Origin of the sequence: Polaromonas sp. LjRoot131, from assembly GCF_964252805.1 — a bacterium.
Classification (GTDB): domain Bacteria; phylum Pseudomonadota; class Gammaproteobacteria; order Burkholderiales; family Burkholderiaceae_C; genus Polaromonas.
This window is the reverse complement of the sequence record NZ_CAXUPF020000002.1, coordinates 113,890-128,836: the sequence shown is the minus strand read 5'-3', so window position 1 is coordinate 128,836 and position 14,947 is coordinate 113,890. Positions and strand designations below refer to the sequence as shown.

Here is a 14,947-nt window from a genome sequence, read left to right as displayed (position 1 = left end):
AGCCGGCCCCGGCCGCTACCAATTGACTTCGCGGTCCGGCGTCGCGCCAATGCGATGGATGGAAAGGTCGGCGCCTTCAAATTCTTCTTCCTGGCTCAGGCGCAAGCCCATCGTCGCCTTGAGGGCGCCGTAGACGGCAAAACCCGCCAGCAGCGCCCAGCCCACGCCCATCGCGCTGCCGATCAATTGCGCCCCCAAGCTCACACCGCCCAGGCCGCCGAAGGCCTGGCTGCCGAAAATGCCGGCCGCGATGCCGCCCCACAGGCCGCACAGGCCGTGCAGCGGCCAGACGCCCAGCACATCGTCGATCTTCCATTTGTTCTGCGTCAGTGTGAACATCACGACGAACACGCCGCCGGCCACACCGCCCGTCACCAGCGCGCCCAGCGGGTGCATCAGGTCCGAACCCGCGCACACCGCGACCAGTCCGGCCAGCGGGCCGTTGTGCACAAAACCCGGGTCGTTCTTGCCGAAGGCCAGCGCCGCCAGCGTGCCACCCACCATGGCCATCAGCGAGTTGACGGCGACCAGGCCGGAAATCTTGTCAATGGTCTGCGCGCTCATCACGTTGAAGCCGAACCAGCCCACAGTGAGGATCCAGGCGCCCAGCGCCAGAAAGGGAATGTTGGACGGCGGATGGGCCGACACCGCGCCGTCCTTGCGGTAGCGGTTGCTGCGCGCGCCCAGCAGAATCACCGCCGGCAATGCCAGCCAGCCGCCCACCGCGTGGACCACGATGGAGCCCGCGAAGTCATGGAACTCCGCGCCGGTCAGCGACTTGATCCAGGCCTGCACGCCGAAGTGCTGGTTCCAGACAATGCCCTCGAAGAAGGGATAGACCAGACCCACGATGACGGCCGTGGCGATCAGCTGCGGGTAAAAGCGTGCGCGCTCGGCAATGCCGCCCGAAATAATCGCCGGAATCGCCGCGGCAAAGGTCAGCAGGAAAAAGAACTTGACGAGCTCGTAGCCGTTTTTGGCGGCCAGCTGTTCCGCGCCGACAAAGAAATGGGTGCCGTAGGCCACGCCGTAGCCCACCAGAAAATACACCACGGTGGAGACCGAAAAGTCCACCAGGATCTTCACCAGGGCATTGACCTGGTTCTTTTTGCGAACCGTGCCCAGTTCCAGAAAGGCAAAACCGGCATGCATGGCCAGCACCATGATGCCGCCCAGCAGGATGAACAAGGCGTCCGAGCCCTGTTTTAGTGCTTCCATATGTCCCTCTTCAGATGAAATGTGATGTATTGGTGCGTAATTCCGTGAATTTCAGGAATCGCACCAAATACAAGCAAGAAATGCGCCGGAAGTGTGCGGAAGGGCTTGCCGAAGCGGGTTTGCTGAGTGCACAGGGCGAAGCTTCGGAGACTAAGGATAGAATGCAGGCTGTCATTGGGGAGTAGCCAGCCTTTCAATCCTGAAAGGGGCTTGCGTCAACAGACTTGTTCCTGCGGAACATGGCGCAAGCGGTCTTCGGATCACGCGAGACCTTTGACTGCACAGCCTCCGCTTCAGGCCGGGGATGCCGTGCAGTCATGGGTTTCATCCGGCCGGAGTCTTTTTGAATGGAAGCTTTCCTCGTCTCCACGGGCATCGTCGCCCTCGCCGAAATGGGCGACAAGACGCAACTCCTTGCGCTCATCCTCGCGGCCCGCTTCAAAAAGCCCTGGCCCATCGTCGCCGGCATCCTGGTTGCAACCCTGGCCAACCACGCCCTGGCCGGTGCCGCCGGCGCCTGGGTGAGCACGCTGATCAGTCCCCAAATGCTGCGCTGGATCCTGGGCGCCTCGTTTCTGGCCATGGCCGCCTGGATGCTGGTGCCTGACAAGCTGGACGCGGACGAGGACAAAAAACCGCCGCGCTACGGCGTCTTCTTCACGACCGTGCTGGTGTTCTTCCTGGCCGAGATGGGCGACAAGACGCAGATCGCCACCGTGATGCTGGCCGCGCGCTACGACGCCATCATCAGCGTGGTGGCGGGCACCACGCTGGGCATGATGCTGGCCAATGCACCCGTGGTCTGGCTGGGTGAGCGCGTCACGCGCCTGGTGCCGCTGCGTGCCGTGCACATCGTGTCGGCGCTGATTTTTGCCGGCTTGGGCCTGGCCGCGTTCTTGATGTGACCCCGGCTTGCTATACTGGCCCTCAGCGCCGATTTGCTCAGCTTGCGGGCGCTTAAAAAGTACAGCTAAAGACGACATCCAAAAACCCGGACTCGCTTTAGCGACGCCGGGTTTTTTGTTTTGCAGGTGATTTTTTGACACTTATTGCCACCCCGCTCAGCATGCATTTTGTCGAGGCGCTGCCGCTGCAGAGCGGCGCGTCGATACGCGCCTACGACCTGAGTTATGAAACCTACGGCGAGCTCAACGCCGACAAATCCAATGCCGTGCTGATCTGCCACGCGCTCAACGCCTCCCACCATGTGGCGGGCGTCTACCTCGATGCGCAGGGCCAGCCGATCGAAAAATCCGAAGGCTGGTGGGACACCATGATCGGCCCCGGCAAGCCGGTCGACACCGACCGCTTCTTCGTGATCGGCGTCAACAATTTAGGCTCCTGCTTTGGCTCCACCGGCCCCATGCAGCCCAACCCCGACACGCAGGAACTCTACGGCGCCGATTTCCCTGTCGTCACGGTGCAGGACTGGGTCAGCGCGCAGGCCCGTCTGCTGGACCGCCTGGGCATACAGACCCTGGCCGCCGTGATGGGCGGCAGCCTGGGCGGCATGCAGGCCCTGGCCTGGACGCTGCAATACCCGGATCGCGTGCGCCACGCCGTGGTGGTGGCCAGCGCGCCCAACCTCACGGCCGAGAACATCGCCTTCAACGAAGTGGCCCGGCGCGCCATCGTGACCGACCCCGACTTCCACGGCGGGCATTTTTACCGCCACGGCGTGTTGCCCAAACGCGGCCTGCGCATCGCCCGCATGATCGGCCACATCACCTATCTGAGCGACGATGTGATGAACGAGAAGTTTGGAAGGCAGTTGCGCCAGGCCGTAGCTGAAACCGTGAACGCCGACACGCCCTACAAATACACCACGCAAGACATCGAATTTGAAATCGAAAGCTATTTGCGCTACCAGGGCGACAAGTTCAGCGAATACTTTGACGCCAACACCTACCTGCTGATCACGCGCGCGCTCGACTACTTCGACCCGGCCCGCAGCTACGGCGGCAGCCTGACCCAGGCGCTGGCCCATGTGAAGGCCAAATTCCTGCTCGTGAGCTTCACCACCGACTGGCGCTTTTCCCCCGCGCGCAGCCGCGAAATCGTCAAGGCCCTGCTCGACAACCAGCGCGACGTGAGTTATGCCGAAATCGACGCGCCGCACGGCCACGATGCGTTTTTATTGGAGGACGAGCGCTATCTCGGTGTGGTGCGTTCCTACTTCCAGAGCAAGGTGGCCGCATGAACCCGACCGTCGACCTCAATGTGCAGCCCTCGGCTGACCTGCTGTCCATCGCCCGGCTGGTTCCGCCCGGCTCCCGTGTGCTCGATTTGGGCTGCGGCACCGGCGAGATGCTGGATTACCTGATCCGTGAGCGCGGATGTTCGGGCTACGGCGTCGAGATCAACGACGCCAACGTCCAGGCCTGCGTGGCGCGCGGCGTCAATGTGATCCAGCTCAACCTCGAGGAAGGCCTGGCGCTGTTCGGCGACAGCTCGTTTGACGTGGTGTTGCAGATAGACACCCTGCAGCACCTGCGCAACGCCGAAACCATGCTGCGCGAAACCGCGCGCGTGGGGCGCGCCGGCGTCGTCGTGTTTCCCAACTTCGGCCACTGGCCGAATCGCCTGGCCGTCGCGCGCGGCCGCATGCCGGTGACCAAGGTGCTGCCCTACCAGTGGTACGACACGCCCAACATCCGCGTCGGCACGCTGCAGGATTTTGAAGCGCTGGCGCTGCAGAACCAGTTGGAAATCCTGGACTCGTTTGGCCTGCAGGACGGCCGCGAAGTCCGCTTCTGGCCGAATGCCCGCGCCAGCCGCGCGGTGTTCAAGTTCCAGCGGAGCTAAAACTGGTGCTAGTATTCGCCCATCGGGATTTCAGCCTCCCGAATCTTCACAGATAGACGGTGTCCCGTCCAAGCGCTGGCAACTCATTGGAGTACTCCGTGGACACCTCTACCCTTTCCGTTCCCTTCATCTCCCCCCAGGAACTCGCCGCCCGCATGGGCCGGGCGGATGCCCCCCTGCTGCTCGACGTGCGGCGCGAAGCCAAATTCCGTGAGAGCCCCCAGCTGCTCGCGGGCGCCCGCTACTGCGCGCCCGAAGACGTGGCGGCACTGGCGGCCTCACAGCCGCCGAGCGAAGTGGTGGCCTACTGCGTCTATGGGCACAACGTCAGCGCCGACGCCGTGGCCACGCTGTGCGCCGCGGGCTGGAATGCCCGTGCCCTGGCCGGCGGGATTGAGGGCGGCGAAGACGGCGTGGATGCAGCGCAAGACATCGCTCGATGGCGTGCGCAGCGCCCGCCCACGATCGCCAAGCGACCCGACTGGGGCGTCACCGGCGAACAGCCCTCACGCTGGATCACGCGCGAGCGGCCCAAGATAGACCGCATCGCCTGCCCCTGGCTGGTACGCCGCTTTATCGACCCACGAGCCGAGTTCTTTTACGTGCCGACCCCGCAGGTACTGGCTGGAGCCAGGCGCCTGGGCGCCGTGGCCTACGATATCCCGGGCGCGCCGGTTTCGCACGAAGGCGAGCTGTGCAGTTTCGACACCCTGCTCCAGTCCTTCGGGTTGAATGATCCCGCGCTGGCCGCCCTGGCGTCCATCGTGCGCGGCGCCGACACCGACCGCCTGGACCTCGCGCCGCAATCGGCCGGGCTACTCGCGTTTTCGCTGGGCCTGTCGCGCCTGCACGCCGAGGACGACCACGCCATGCTGGAGGCCGCCATGCCGCTGTACGACGCGCTTTACGCCTGGTGCCGCCACGCGCAAGGCGAGCCGCACAGCTGGAAGCCTGAAGCCATGACCGGAGCCGCCAAATGAGCGCTGCCTTGCCCGTTTCTTCCGCGCCCTCGCCGCACGAACGGCCGGCGGCTGTCTCCTTTGCCGACGCGCTCAGGTTCTGGCTCAAGCTCGGCTTCATCAGCTTTGGCGGGCCGGCCGGGCAGATCGCCATCATGCACCGCGAACTGGTCGAGCAAAAACGCTGGATCAGCGAGCGGCGCTTTTTGCATGCACTCAATTACTGCATGCTGCTGCCCGGCCCCGAAGCGCAGCAGCTGGCCACCTACATCGGCTGGCTGATGCACCGCACCTGGGGCGGCGTGGTGGCCGGTGCGCTGTTCGTGCTGCCTTCGCTGTTCATCCTGATCGCACTGAGCTGGATTTACGTGGCCTTCGGCGACGTGCCGCTGGTCGCCGGCCTGTTCTACGGCATCAAGCCGGCGGTGGCCGCCATCGTGCTGCAGGCGGTGCACCGCATAGGCTCGCGCTCGCTCAAGACGCCCTCGCAAGCGCCCCTGCTGTGGGTGATCGCGATCGCCAGTTTTGTTGCGATCTATTTGCTGAAGCTGCCGTTTCCGCTGATCGTGTTGGGCGCGGGCGTGCTGGGCTGGCTGGGCGCGCGCTTTGCGCCGGCGCAGTTTGCCGGCGGCGCCGGTCATGGCGCCGCGCAAAAAGGCTACGGCCCGGCGCTGATCGACGACGACACGCCGACCCCGGCGCACGCCCGCTTCAAGCCCTCGCGCCTGGCCGCCGTGCTGGGCGTGGGCGCCGTGCTCTGGCTGCTGCCCATGGGCGTGTTGCTGGCCACGCAGGGCTGGAACGCCACGCTCACGCAAATGGGCTGGTTTTTCACCAAGGCCGCGCTGCTCACCTTCGGCGGCGCCTATGCCGTACTGCCTTATGTCTACCAGGGCGCGGTGGAGCACTTCCACTGGCTGAGCGGCCCGCAAATGATCGACGGGCTGGCGCTGGGTGAAACCACGCCCGGCCCGCTCATCATGGTCGTGGCGTTTGTCGGCTTCATGGGCGGCTGGGCCAAACAGGTGCTGGGGCCGGACATGCTGTTCCTGGGCGCTGCGCTGGCGGCCACGGTGGTGACCTGGTTCACTTTTTTGCCGTCCTTCCTCTTCATCCTCGCCGGTGGACCGCTGGTGGAATCCACGCACGGCAAGCTGCATTTCACCGCGCCGCTGACCGCCATCACGGCGGCGGTGGTCGGCGTGATTGCCAGCCTGGCGCTGTTTTTCCTTGCGCACATCGCGCTGCGCGCGGACACCGGCGGCCCCTGGCTGGCCCGCGTGGACTTCTACGCGCTGGCCATCACGCTGGGCGCGGCCGTGGCCTTGCTGCGCTACAAGCGCGGCGTGATCCAGGTGATCGCGGCCTCGGCCCTGGCCGGGCTGCTGCTGCGCCTGTCCGGCCTGGCTTGAACGCCATGCTCGCCGCGAGCGTTCCGAACGCCCGGCGCGGTATGCTCTAGCCTTCGTGATGGAACCCACAGCCGCCCACGCACCCCGGTCATCGATTCCGCTCCTGGAGCGCCTGTTCGGCGACTGGGTGCGCGAGCTGTCGCCCGCCACCGTGCGCGCCGACGCGATGGCCGGCCTGCTGGGCGCGGTGCTGGTCCTGCCCCAAGGCATCGCCTTCGCGACGCTGGCCGGCCTGCCGCCGGCCTACGGCCTTTACACCGCCGTGATTCCCTGCATCATCGCCGCGCTGTTCGGCTCCAGCCGGCATGTCATGTCGGGCCCTACCAACGCCAACTCGCTGGCCCTGTTCGCCATGCTCTCGCCGCTGGCCATGGCCTTCAGCCCGCTTTACATCCAGCTCGCGCTGGCCGTCACCGTGATGGTCGGCATCATGCAGTGGCTGATAGGCGCGCTGCGCCTGGGCGTGCTGGCCAACTTCATCTCGCCGGCCGTGCTCTTCGGGTTTACCTCGGGCGCCGCGCTGCTGATCGCCGTGCATGCGCTGCCCGACCTGCTGGGCCTGGCGGCTGCGCCTGAGCACAGCGCTGCCGCCGTGCTGGGGCATGTGCTCACCCACCTGGGCTCTGCCCAACCGCTGGCGCTGGGTGTTGCCGCCATCACGCTGGGCGTGGCGCTGCTGCTGCGCCGCTTGCGCCGCAACTGGCCTTATATGCTGATCGGCCTGGTGGTGGCCACAGCGCTGGCCTGGGCCTGGAGCCGCTGGCTGCACCCCGATGCCGCGCCGTCAGATTCGCTGCGCACCGTGGGGCAGATCCCCGTGCCCTGGCCGCGCTTTGAAGTGCCGCGCATCAGCTGGGCGCAGGCTGCAGACCTGGTCGGCCTGGCCTTCGCGCTGACCATCGTGGCGCTGGGCCAGGCGATTTCGATCGCCAAGACGGTGGCGCTGCGGTCGGGCCAGCGCATAGACGCCAACCGCGAGTTCCGCGGCCAGGGCCTGTCCAACATCGTCGGCGGGTTTTTCTCGAGCTATGTGTCCTGCGGCTCCATGAACCGCTCCATGCCCAACCTGGAAGCCGGCGCGCGCACGCCGCTGGCCTCGGTGTTTTCCGCCCTGCTGCTGCTGGCGCTGGTGGCGGTCAGCGCACCGTTGCTGGCGCAGATTCCCATGGCCGCGCTGGCGGCTTTGCTGGTGCTGGTGGCTTTTGCCTTGCTCGATGCCGCGCGCTGGCGCCAGCTGTTCACCTTGAGCCGCAGCGACTTCGGCGTGGCGCTGGCCACCATGGTGGCTACGGTGACCATAAGGCTGGAGATCGCGATCCTGCTGGGCATGATTTTGTCGCTGATGTCCTTCCTCTACCGCACCTCAAAACCCGCGATGCGCACCATGGGTTTTGACAGCCGCGGGCTGGACCGCCAATTTGTGGTCATCGACAACTCGCCCGACGCGGGGCTGGAAGCCAAAAAAAATACAGGCCCAGACGGGCCCGAAGAAGCGCCGCGCCAGGTGCTGCCGGAATGCCCGCAGTTGAAGCTCTTGCGCATGGAAGGCGAGGTCTACTTCGGCGCGACCCAGCATGTGGCCGACATCCTGCACGCGCTGCGCACCCAGCCGCAGCCGCAAAAACACCTGCTGGTCATGGGCAAGAGCATGAACTTCATCGACCTGGCCGGCGCCGAGCTGTGGGAGGCCGAACTCGCCGCGCGCCGCGCCATGGGCGGCGACCTGTACTTTCACCGGCCGCGCCCCGAAGTCATCCGCATGTGGCGCAAGACCGGCTTCACCAGCGTGCTGGGCCCCGAACACCAGTTCCCCGACAAGTTCACCGCGATTTCCACCATCTTCAACAAGCTTGACCCGGAAATTTGCCGGCGCTGCACCGCGCGGATATTCTGGGAATGCAAAACCGCTCCCGGCCCCGACACTCCCGCCTGAAGCCTATGCCTCAATTCGCCGCCAACCTCAGCTGGATGTACACCGAGCTTCCCATGGCGCAGCGTTTTGCCGCGGCCGCGCGCGACGGTTTCGCGGCCGTGGAAATCCTCTCGCCCTACACCTGGGCGCCGCAGGAACTCAAGGCCATCCTGCAGCGGCACGGCCAGCAGCTGGTGCTGTTCAACGCGCCGCCGGGCGGCGTGGATCCCGCCGGTATCGAGAAGGCCTGGGCTTCCTCGCAAAAAGGCACGGCCTGCCTGCCCGGCCATGAGGTCGAGTTCCGCGCCGGCATCGCGATTGCGCTGGATTACGCGCAGGCCCTGGGCTGCCCGCGCATCCATGTGATGGCCGGCATATTGCCGGCGGGCCTGGAGCGCGAGGCGGTGCAGCCCACCTATGTGAACAACCTGCGCGAGGCGGCCGTGCTGGCCGCCAGGGTGGGCGTGGACCTGCTGATCGAGCCCATCAACACACGCGACATTCCGCGCTTCTTTTTGAACCGGCAGGACCATGCGCATGAAATCATCCGCGAGGTGGGCGCCCCCAACGTCAAGGTGCAAATGGACCTCTACCACTGCCAGGTGGTGGAAGGCGACCTGGCCATGAAGCTGCGCAAATACCTGCCCACGGGCCATGTCGGCCATCTGCAGATCGCGGGCGCGCCGGGCCGCAACGAGCCGGACGTCGGCGAGATCAACTACCCCTATCTGCTGGCGCTGCTCGACGAACTGGGCTACAGCGGCTGGGTTGGCTGCGAATACCGGCCGCTGCGCGGCGCGCAAGCCAACGCGACACCTGACGGGTTGGGCTGGCTGAAGACATTTCTCGAACGCGCTTAGGCGCGTTCGGCGGGCTCAGCAAGCGCGGCGAAACGTCAGGTTGATGCGCTGCCGGCCCAGGCGCGCATGCCCGCCCTCGGCCAGCGGCGCCACGCCGTGGTAGGCCAGCCGCGACGGGCCGCCCCACACCGCCACGTCGCCATGCTGCAGACGGTAGCGCGCGGGCTTGTCGCCCCGGTTCAAGCCGCCGAACAGGAACACCGCCGGCAGGCCCAGCGACACCGACACGATGGGCGCGTCCAGCGTGCCCTCGTCCTTGTCCTGGTGCAGCGAAAGCCGCGCGCCGGGCTCGTAGCGATTGATCAGGCAGGCGTCCGGCCGGAAGTCGCCAAAACCCGCTTCCGCCGCGGCGCGCAGCGCCAGCTCGGCAAAGCAGGCCGGCATGGGCGGCCAGGGTTTGCCTGAGAGCGGGTCCTTCGCGTCATAACGGTAGCCGCTGCGGTCCGACACCCAGCCCAGCGCGCCGCAATTGCTCATCGCGACCGACATCGTGTAGCCGCCCGGTGTGACCAGGTGGCGAAATGGTGCGGCTGTGATTACGTCTTCCACCGCTTGCAACAAGGCTTCGTCCACCTTCAGGGCAAAACCGCGCAGCAGCACCGCGCCCGGCGCAATCACCTCGGGGGCGGCATAAGGTGGCGGTGCGTCATCAAAAAGCCCCAGGCTCAAAGCATCTCCTTTGCGGCGCGCGCGGCATCACTCAGCGTCATGAAAAATAATCCCCAGCGTGTGGCGATGCCCGCTGCGCACCGTGCTCACGCCGTGCCGCATGTTGACCCGGTAAAAACCCCGGATGCCCTGCACCGGCCGGTGGTGCACGGCAAACACCACGGCATCGCCTTGCGCCAGCGGCACCACCTCGGGCCGCGACTGCATGCGCGGGCGCTGCTCGGTCAGCACAAACTCGCCGCCGGTGAAATCCTCGCCCGGGCGCGACAGCAGCACCGCAACCTGGATCGGGAACACATGCTCGCCATACAGGTCCTGGTGCAGGCAGTTGTAGTCGCCGGGCCCGTATTGCAAGAGCAGCGGCGTGGGCCGCCGCTGGCCGGCCTCGTGGCAGCGCGCCAGGAAATCGGCATGGTCGGCCGGATAGCGGACGTCTATGCCCATGGCTTCGTTCCAGGCGTTGGCCACGCCGACCAGGCGCGGGTAGAACGTGGCGCGCAGCCGCGCGACGATGTCCGGCAGCGGGTAGTTGAAGTACTGGTATTCGCCCTGGCCGAAGCCGTGGCGTTGCATCACCACGCGGCTGCGGAAATGGCGCGCGTCGGCATACAGGCCGGCCACGGTTTGGCATTCCCGCGCACTCAGCAATTGCGGAAGCACGGCGTTGCCGTGGAGGTTCAGCGCGGCGGTGGCGGCCGCCCAGTCGTCTGCGTGTACAGGGTCGGGCAACAAAGTGGGTGCTTCGTTCACAAGAGGCATGTGGTGGTCCGTGGGGGCGATGGAACATCCATCAACATCCTCAGGATAAATCCGGCGGCTCGCTTCCGCTCGCCGGAATCGGACATTCCATTCAACGCGGCTCAGGCCGCCAGCTCAGTCAGGATCGGACAGTCGGGCCGGCTGTTGCCCTGGCAGCAATGGGCCAGGTGGCCCAGGGTCTGCTTCATGGCCTCCATCTCGGCGATGCGGCGCTCCAGGTCGGCCACGTGGGCCAGCGCGATGCGCTTGACGTCGGCGCTGGCGCGGCGCTTGTTCTGCCACAGCTTGAGCAGTTCGGTGATCTCGGCCATGCTGAAACCCAGCGCCCGGGCGCGGCGTATGAAGCGCAGCGTGTGCACCTCCTTCTCGCCGTACTGGCGGTAACCCGCGTCGGTGCGGTGCACCGTGGGTAGCAGGCCCAGTGACTCATAGTGGCGGACCATCTTGGCCGAGACGCCCGATCGTGCGGCCGCCTGGCCGATGTTGAGCGGGCCGATCTCGGCAGTGGCAATGGCATCAGTCATGGGTGTTTCCTTTCCAGCGGCGCAGCAGCAAGGCATTCATCACCACGCTGGCGCTGCTCAGCGCCATGGCGGCGCCGGCGATCACCGGGCTCAGCAGGCCCAGCGCGGCCAGCGGGATGCCGACCACGTTGTAGACAAAGGCCCAGAACAGGTTCTGGCGTATCTTGGCGTAGGTGCGGCGCGAGATGTCGATCGCGCCGGCCACCAGCGCCGGATCGCCGCGCATCAGCGTGATGCCGGCCGCGTGCATGGCCACGTCGGTGCCGGTGGACATCGCGATGCCCACGTCGGCGGCGGCCAGCGCCGGCGCGTCGTTGATGCCGTCGCCGACCATGGCCACGCGCCCGCCCTGCGCCTGCACACCGGTTTTCAGCTGCCCGATGATGGCAGCCTTGTTTTCCGGCAGCACCTGGCTGTGCACGATGTCGATGCCGAGTTGCCGCGCCACGGTTTCGGCGCTGCCGCGGTTGTCGCCGGTCACCAGGGCGGTCTGTATGCCCAGTGCGTGCAGGCGGGCAATGGCGGGTGCCGCGCTGGTTTTGAGCGTGTCGCCAAAGGCCAGCAGCCCGAGCAGTTGGGGCGCACTGGAGACATCGGCGAGCCAGGACACGGTGCGGCCCTGGGCTTCGAGTTCTGCGGCGCGGGTCTTCAGCGAGGTGAACGCGTTGAGGTCCAGGCCCAGCTCCTGCATGAAGCGCGGGCTGCCAAGCCGGAGTTCGCGACCCGCCACCACGGCGGCCATGCCGCGTCCCGCGACGGCGCGCAGTTGCGTCGCTGCGGGAATCTCGAGCGACTGCTCCGCTGCGCGCCGCATCACGGCCCTGGCCAGTGGGTGTTCGCTGCCCGACTGGATGGCTGCGGCCCAGGCCAGCAGCTCATGGTCCGCGATGCCGTGAGGCTCCAGCGCCACCAGTTCAGGTTTTCCTTCGGTCAGCGTGCCGGTCTTGTCAAAGGCCACCACCTTGACGCTGTGCGCCACCTCCAGCGCTTCGGCGTCCTTGATCAGGATGCCCTGGCGGGCGGCGGCACCGGTGCCCACCATGATGGCGGTCGGTGTGGCCAGGCCCAGCGCGCAGGGGCAGGCAATCACCAGCACCGCGACGGCGTTCAGGATGGCGGCTTCCCAGTTCTGGGTCGCCAGACCCCAGCCCAGCAGCGTCACCAGGGCAATGCCTATGACCACGGGCACAAAGACGGCGCTGACCTGGTCGACCAGGCGCTGTATCGGCGCTTTTTTGGCTTGCGCCGACTCCACCATGCGCACGATGCGGGCCAGCGTGGATTCCGCGCCTATGGCCGTGGTCCGGACCACGACCAGGCCTTCGGCATTGACCGCGCCGCCGGTCACGTGATCGCCCGCATGCTTCGCCACAGGCAGGCTTTCACCGGTGATCAGCGACTCGTCGACCTGGGTGGCGCCTTCGACGACCTCGCCGTCCACCGCGATGCGTTCGCCGGGGCGCACCACGACCAGGTCGCCCAGCTGTATTTCCTGCAGGGCGACGTCTTCATCTTTCCCGTCACGGCGACGGCGCGCGGTGTCGGGGCGCAGCGCCTGCAGCGCGCGTATCGCGGCAGTGGTCTGGTGCTTGGCGCGCGCTTCCATCCACTTGCCCAGCAGCACCAGCGTGATGACCACGGCCGAGGCCTCGAAATACAGGTGGGCCATGCCGTGGCCGCCATGGCGCAGCAATTGGTAGACGCTCAGGCCGTAAGCCGCCGAGGTGCCCAGGGCGACCAGCAGGTCCATATTGCCGCTGCGGGCTCGCAAGGCCTTCCAGCCGGCACGGTAAAAGCGCGCACCCAGCCAGAACTGCACCGGCGTGGCGAGCAGCCACTGCAGCCAGCCATCGAGCATCCAGTCCTTGCCGAAGAGCGAGCCCACCATGGGCAGTGCCAACGGCGCTGATAAGACGGCTGCCAGCGCGATGGGCCACCAGGGCGCGGCAGCTTTGCCCACGGGGGCGCCGGAAGCGGGGATTTCACTCGCCTGGTAGCCGGCTTTGGCCACCGCGGCCATCAGCGCAGGCCGCATGGCGGTGCTGCCGGCCACGCTGACTTCGGCGGTTTCAGTCGCCAGGTTGACGCTCGCCGAGAGCACGCCCGGCACCTGCCTGAGCGCTTTTTCCACGCGCGAGACGCAGGAGGCGCAAGTCATGCCGTCTATCCTGAGTTGCAGGGATTGCTCCGCCACGCTGTAGCCGGCTTTGGCGACGGCGGCCTTCAAGGCGTCCATGCCGACGTCGGCGCGCGCCTTGACGCTGGCCTGTTCCGTCGCGAAATTGACGCTGACGTCCTCGACGCCAGGGACGTTGGCCAGCGAGCGTTCCACACGCGCCACGCAGGAGGCGCAGCTCATGCCCTGGACGGGAAAGCGCCACTCGGCCAGCGCGGTCGAGGCGGAAGGTGTTTTCAAGGAGGCGTTTGTGTTCATGAGGATAGTCTGAACCTTACCACCATGGGAGGGTCAAGCCCGCGGGACAATAGCCACAGGCGCGGGGAGGGTTTGGCCGATCCGGCTGGACTTTGCCCCCATGGGAAGGTTCAGACTTTGCCCAGTGTCATCAATTTTTGAGGAAACTCCCTGATGGAATTCAACATCCCCGCCATGAGCTGCGGCCACTGCGCCAGCGCCATCACCCAGGCCGTCAAGTCATTGGACCCGGCTGCGCAGGTCAGCGTGGACCTGGCGGCCAAAAAAGTCGTGGTGCAGTCCTCGCAAGACCGGCTGGCCGTGGCGGCGGTGCTCGCCGAGGCGGGTTATCCCGCACAGTAAGCGTCCTCCGGGCGACGGAGGTGGCGTTTGGGCATCGATAGAATGGCCCTTCCTCCACCCTTCAAGCCGCCTAGTGTCCGACCGATTCGCCGTCCTTCCCCAATACCTGTTCCCCAAACAGGCGCTGACTTCCTTTGCCGGTTTCGTAGCCTCGCGCGAGCGCGGCTGGGTTACCACGGAAATCATCCGCCGCTTTGTCGCCAAGTATCGGGTCAACATGGACGAGGCCCTCAACTCGGACATCACCAGCTACCTCACCTTCAACGACTTTTTCACGCGCGCGCTCAAGCCCGGCGCGCGGCCGCTGGCGGTGGCCGAGCTGGTGTCGCCGGTCGACGGCGCGATCAGCCAGTTCGGCGCGATCGAGAAGGACCAGATTTTCCAGGCCAAGGGCCACAGTTATTCCACCACCGCGCTGGTGGGCGGCGATGCGGCACTGGCCGCCCACTACCAGGACGGCCACTTCGCCACCTTGTACCTGAGCCCCCGGGACTACCACCGCATCCACATGCCTTGTGACGGGCGGCTGGTGCGCATGATTTATGTGCCGGGCGAGCTGTTTTCCGTCAACCCGGTCACCGCGCGCGGCGTGCCGGGGCTGTTCGCGCGCAATGAACGCGTGGTCTGCGTCTTCGAATCGGCGCGCGGGCCTTTTGTGCTGGTGCTGGTCGGCGCGACGATTGTCGGCAGCATGGCCACGGTGTGGCACGGCGTGGTCAACCCGCCGCGCGGCAAGGTGGTGCGGCAATGGGACTACCCCGACGAGCCGACTTCCGCGATCCGCCTGAAGCAGGGTGAGGAAATGGGCCGCTTCCTGCTGGGCTCCACCGTCGTCATGCTGTTTCCCAAGGGGCCGCTGCGCTTTAACCCGGAGTGGGCACCCGGCCGCGAAATCCGGCTCGGCGAGGCCATGGCCTCCTGAACCTGTTTACGGCCTAAACGGGACCGCGCAAGCGCCTTCTCGGGATGGGATGCAAGGCGCGGTGCGACGCCCATAGTTCACCTATGGGCTAGCGCCGCAACGCCGCAGACCGCCCGAGAAGGGGCTTGCCC

14 protein-coding genes and 1 riboswitch are annotated in these 14,947 nt (G+C 66.4%); of the genes, 9 read left to right on the top strand and 5 right to left on the bottom strand.

Annotated elements, in window-relative coordinates; genetic code table 11:
• Positions 1–15: 15 nt before the first annotated feature.
• Complete coding sequence (locus ACSQ27_RS10985) at positions 16–1,218, bottom strand: ammonium transporter (RefSeq protein WP_436155541.1); 1,203 nt, start codon at positions 1,216–1,218, stop codon at positions 16–18.
• 164 nt (positions 1,219–1,382) lie between these two features.
• Positions 1,383–1,560: riboswitch (yybP-ykoY riboswitch) on the top strand.
• 5 nt (positions 1,561–1,565) lie between these two features.
• Here ACSQ27_RS10985 and ACSQ27_RS10980 point away from each other — a divergent pair.
• The 7 genes from ACSQ27_RS10980 (at position 1,566) to otnI (ending at position 9,166) form a co-directional block, all read left to right on the top strand.
• Positions 1,566–2,123: a TMEM165/GDT1 family protein gene (locus tag ACSQ27_RS10980; RefSeq protein ID WP_436155540.1), complete on the top strand. Its 558-nt coding sequence runs from the start codon at positions 1,566–1,568 to the stop codon at positions 2,121–2,123.
• A 134-nt stretch (positions 2,124–2,257) separates the two neighbouring features.
• On the top strand, positions 2,258–3,418 hold the full coding sequence (gene metX / locus ACSQ27_RS10975; RefSeq protein ID WP_436155539.1) for a homoserine O-succinyltransferase MetX: 1,161 nt from the start codon (positions 2,258–2,260) through the stop codon (positions 3,416–3,418).
• A complete protein-coding gene (gene metW / locus ACSQ27_RS10970) occupies positions 3,415–4,023 on the top strand; it encodes a methionine biosynthesis protein MetW (RefSeq protein WP_436155538.1) in 609 nt (202 codons plus the stop codon). Before metX ends, metW begins: the two co-directional genes overlap by 4 nt.
• Positions 4,024–4,121: 98 nt before the next feature.
• Complete coding sequence (locus ACSQ27_RS10965) at positions 4,122–5,003, top strand: chromate resistance protein ChrB domain-containing protein (protein WP_436155537.1); 882 nt, start codon at positions 4,122–4,124, stop codon at positions 5,001–5,003.
• Positions 5,000–6,394: a chromate efflux transporter gene (gene chrA / locus ACSQ27_RS10960; RefSeq protein WP_436155536.1), complete on the top strand. Its 1,395-nt coding sequence runs from the start codon at positions 5,000–5,002 to the stop codon at positions 6,392–6,394. Before ACSQ27_RS10965 ends, chrA begins: the two co-directional genes overlap by 4 nt.
• A 58-nt stretch (positions 6,395–6,452) precedes the next feature.
• The gene (locus tag ACSQ27_RS10955; protein WP_436156225.1) at positions 6,453–8,327 is read left to right on the top strand and encodes a SulP family inorganic anion transporter; all 1,875 of its coding nucleotides are present in this window, start codon (positions 6,453–6,455) and stop codon (positions 8,325–8,327) included.
• 5 nt (positions 8,328–8,332) lie between these two features.
• Positions 8,333–9,166, top strand: a complete 834-nt coding sequence (otnI, locus tag ACSQ27_RS10950) for a 2-oxo-tetronate isomerase (RefSeq protein ID WP_436155535.1) — start codon at positions 8,333–8,335, stop codon at positions 9,164–9,166.
• A gap of 15 nt (positions 9,167–9,181) precedes the next feature.
• On the opposite strand, the gene alkB is transcribed toward otnI, so the two are convergent.
• The 4 genes from alkB to ACSQ27_RS10930 all read right to left on the bottom strand — a co-directional run bounded on the left by alkB (position 9,182) and on the right by ACSQ27_RS10930 (position 13,552).
• Complete coding sequence (gene alkB, locus ACSQ27_RS10945; protein ID WP_436155534.1) at positions 9,182–9,835, bottom strand: DNA oxidative demethylase AlkB; 654 nt, start codon at positions 9,833–9,835, stop codon at positions 9,182–9,184.
• Between the two features lie 27 nt (positions 9,836–9,862).
• The gene (locus tag ACSQ27_RS10940; protein ID WP_436155533.1) at positions 9,863–10,594 is read right to left on the bottom strand and encodes a 2OG-Fe(II) oxygenase; all 732 of its coding nucleotides are present in this window, start codon (positions 10,592–10,594) and stop codon (positions 9,863–9,865) included.
• A 101-nt stretch (positions 10,595–10,695) separates the two neighbouring features.
• Positions 10,696–11,118, bottom strand: coding sequence for a Cu(I)-responsive transcriptional regulator (cueR, locus tag ACSQ27_RS10935; RefSeq protein ID WP_436155532.1), 423 nt, complete (start codon positions 11,116–11,118; stop codon positions 10,696–10,698).
• The gene (locus ACSQ27_RS10930; RefSeq protein ID WP_436155531.1) at positions 11,111–13,552 is read right to left on the bottom strand and encodes a heavy metal translocating P-type ATPase; all 2,442 of its coding nucleotides are present in this window, start codon (positions 13,550–13,552) and stop codon (positions 11,111–11,113) included. The genes cueR and ACSQ27_RS10930 overlap by 8 nt, the downstream gene beginning before the upstream one ends.
• A gap of 153 nt (positions 13,553–13,705) precedes the next feature.
• Here ACSQ27_RS10930 and ACSQ27_RS10925 point away from each other — a divergent pair, with 153 nt between their 5' ends.
• Together ACSQ27_RS10925 and asd are read left to right on the top strand one after the other, a co-directional pair.
• Positions 13,706–13,894 (top strand): heavy-metal-associated domain-containing protein, encoded by a 189-nt coding sequence (locus ACSQ27_RS10925; RefSeq protein WP_436155530.1) that lies wholly within the window; start codon positions 13,706–13,708, stop codon positions 13,892–13,894.
• Between the two features lie 73 nt (positions 13,895–13,967).
• The gene (gene asd / locus ACSQ27_RS10920; RefSeq protein WP_436155529.1) at positions 13,968–14,816 is read left to right on the top strand and encodes an archaetidylserine decarboxylase; all 849 of its coding nucleotides are present in this window, start codon (positions 13,968–13,970) and stop codon (positions 14,814–14,816) included.
• The last annotated feature ends 131 nt before the right edge of the window (positions 14,817–14,947 follow it).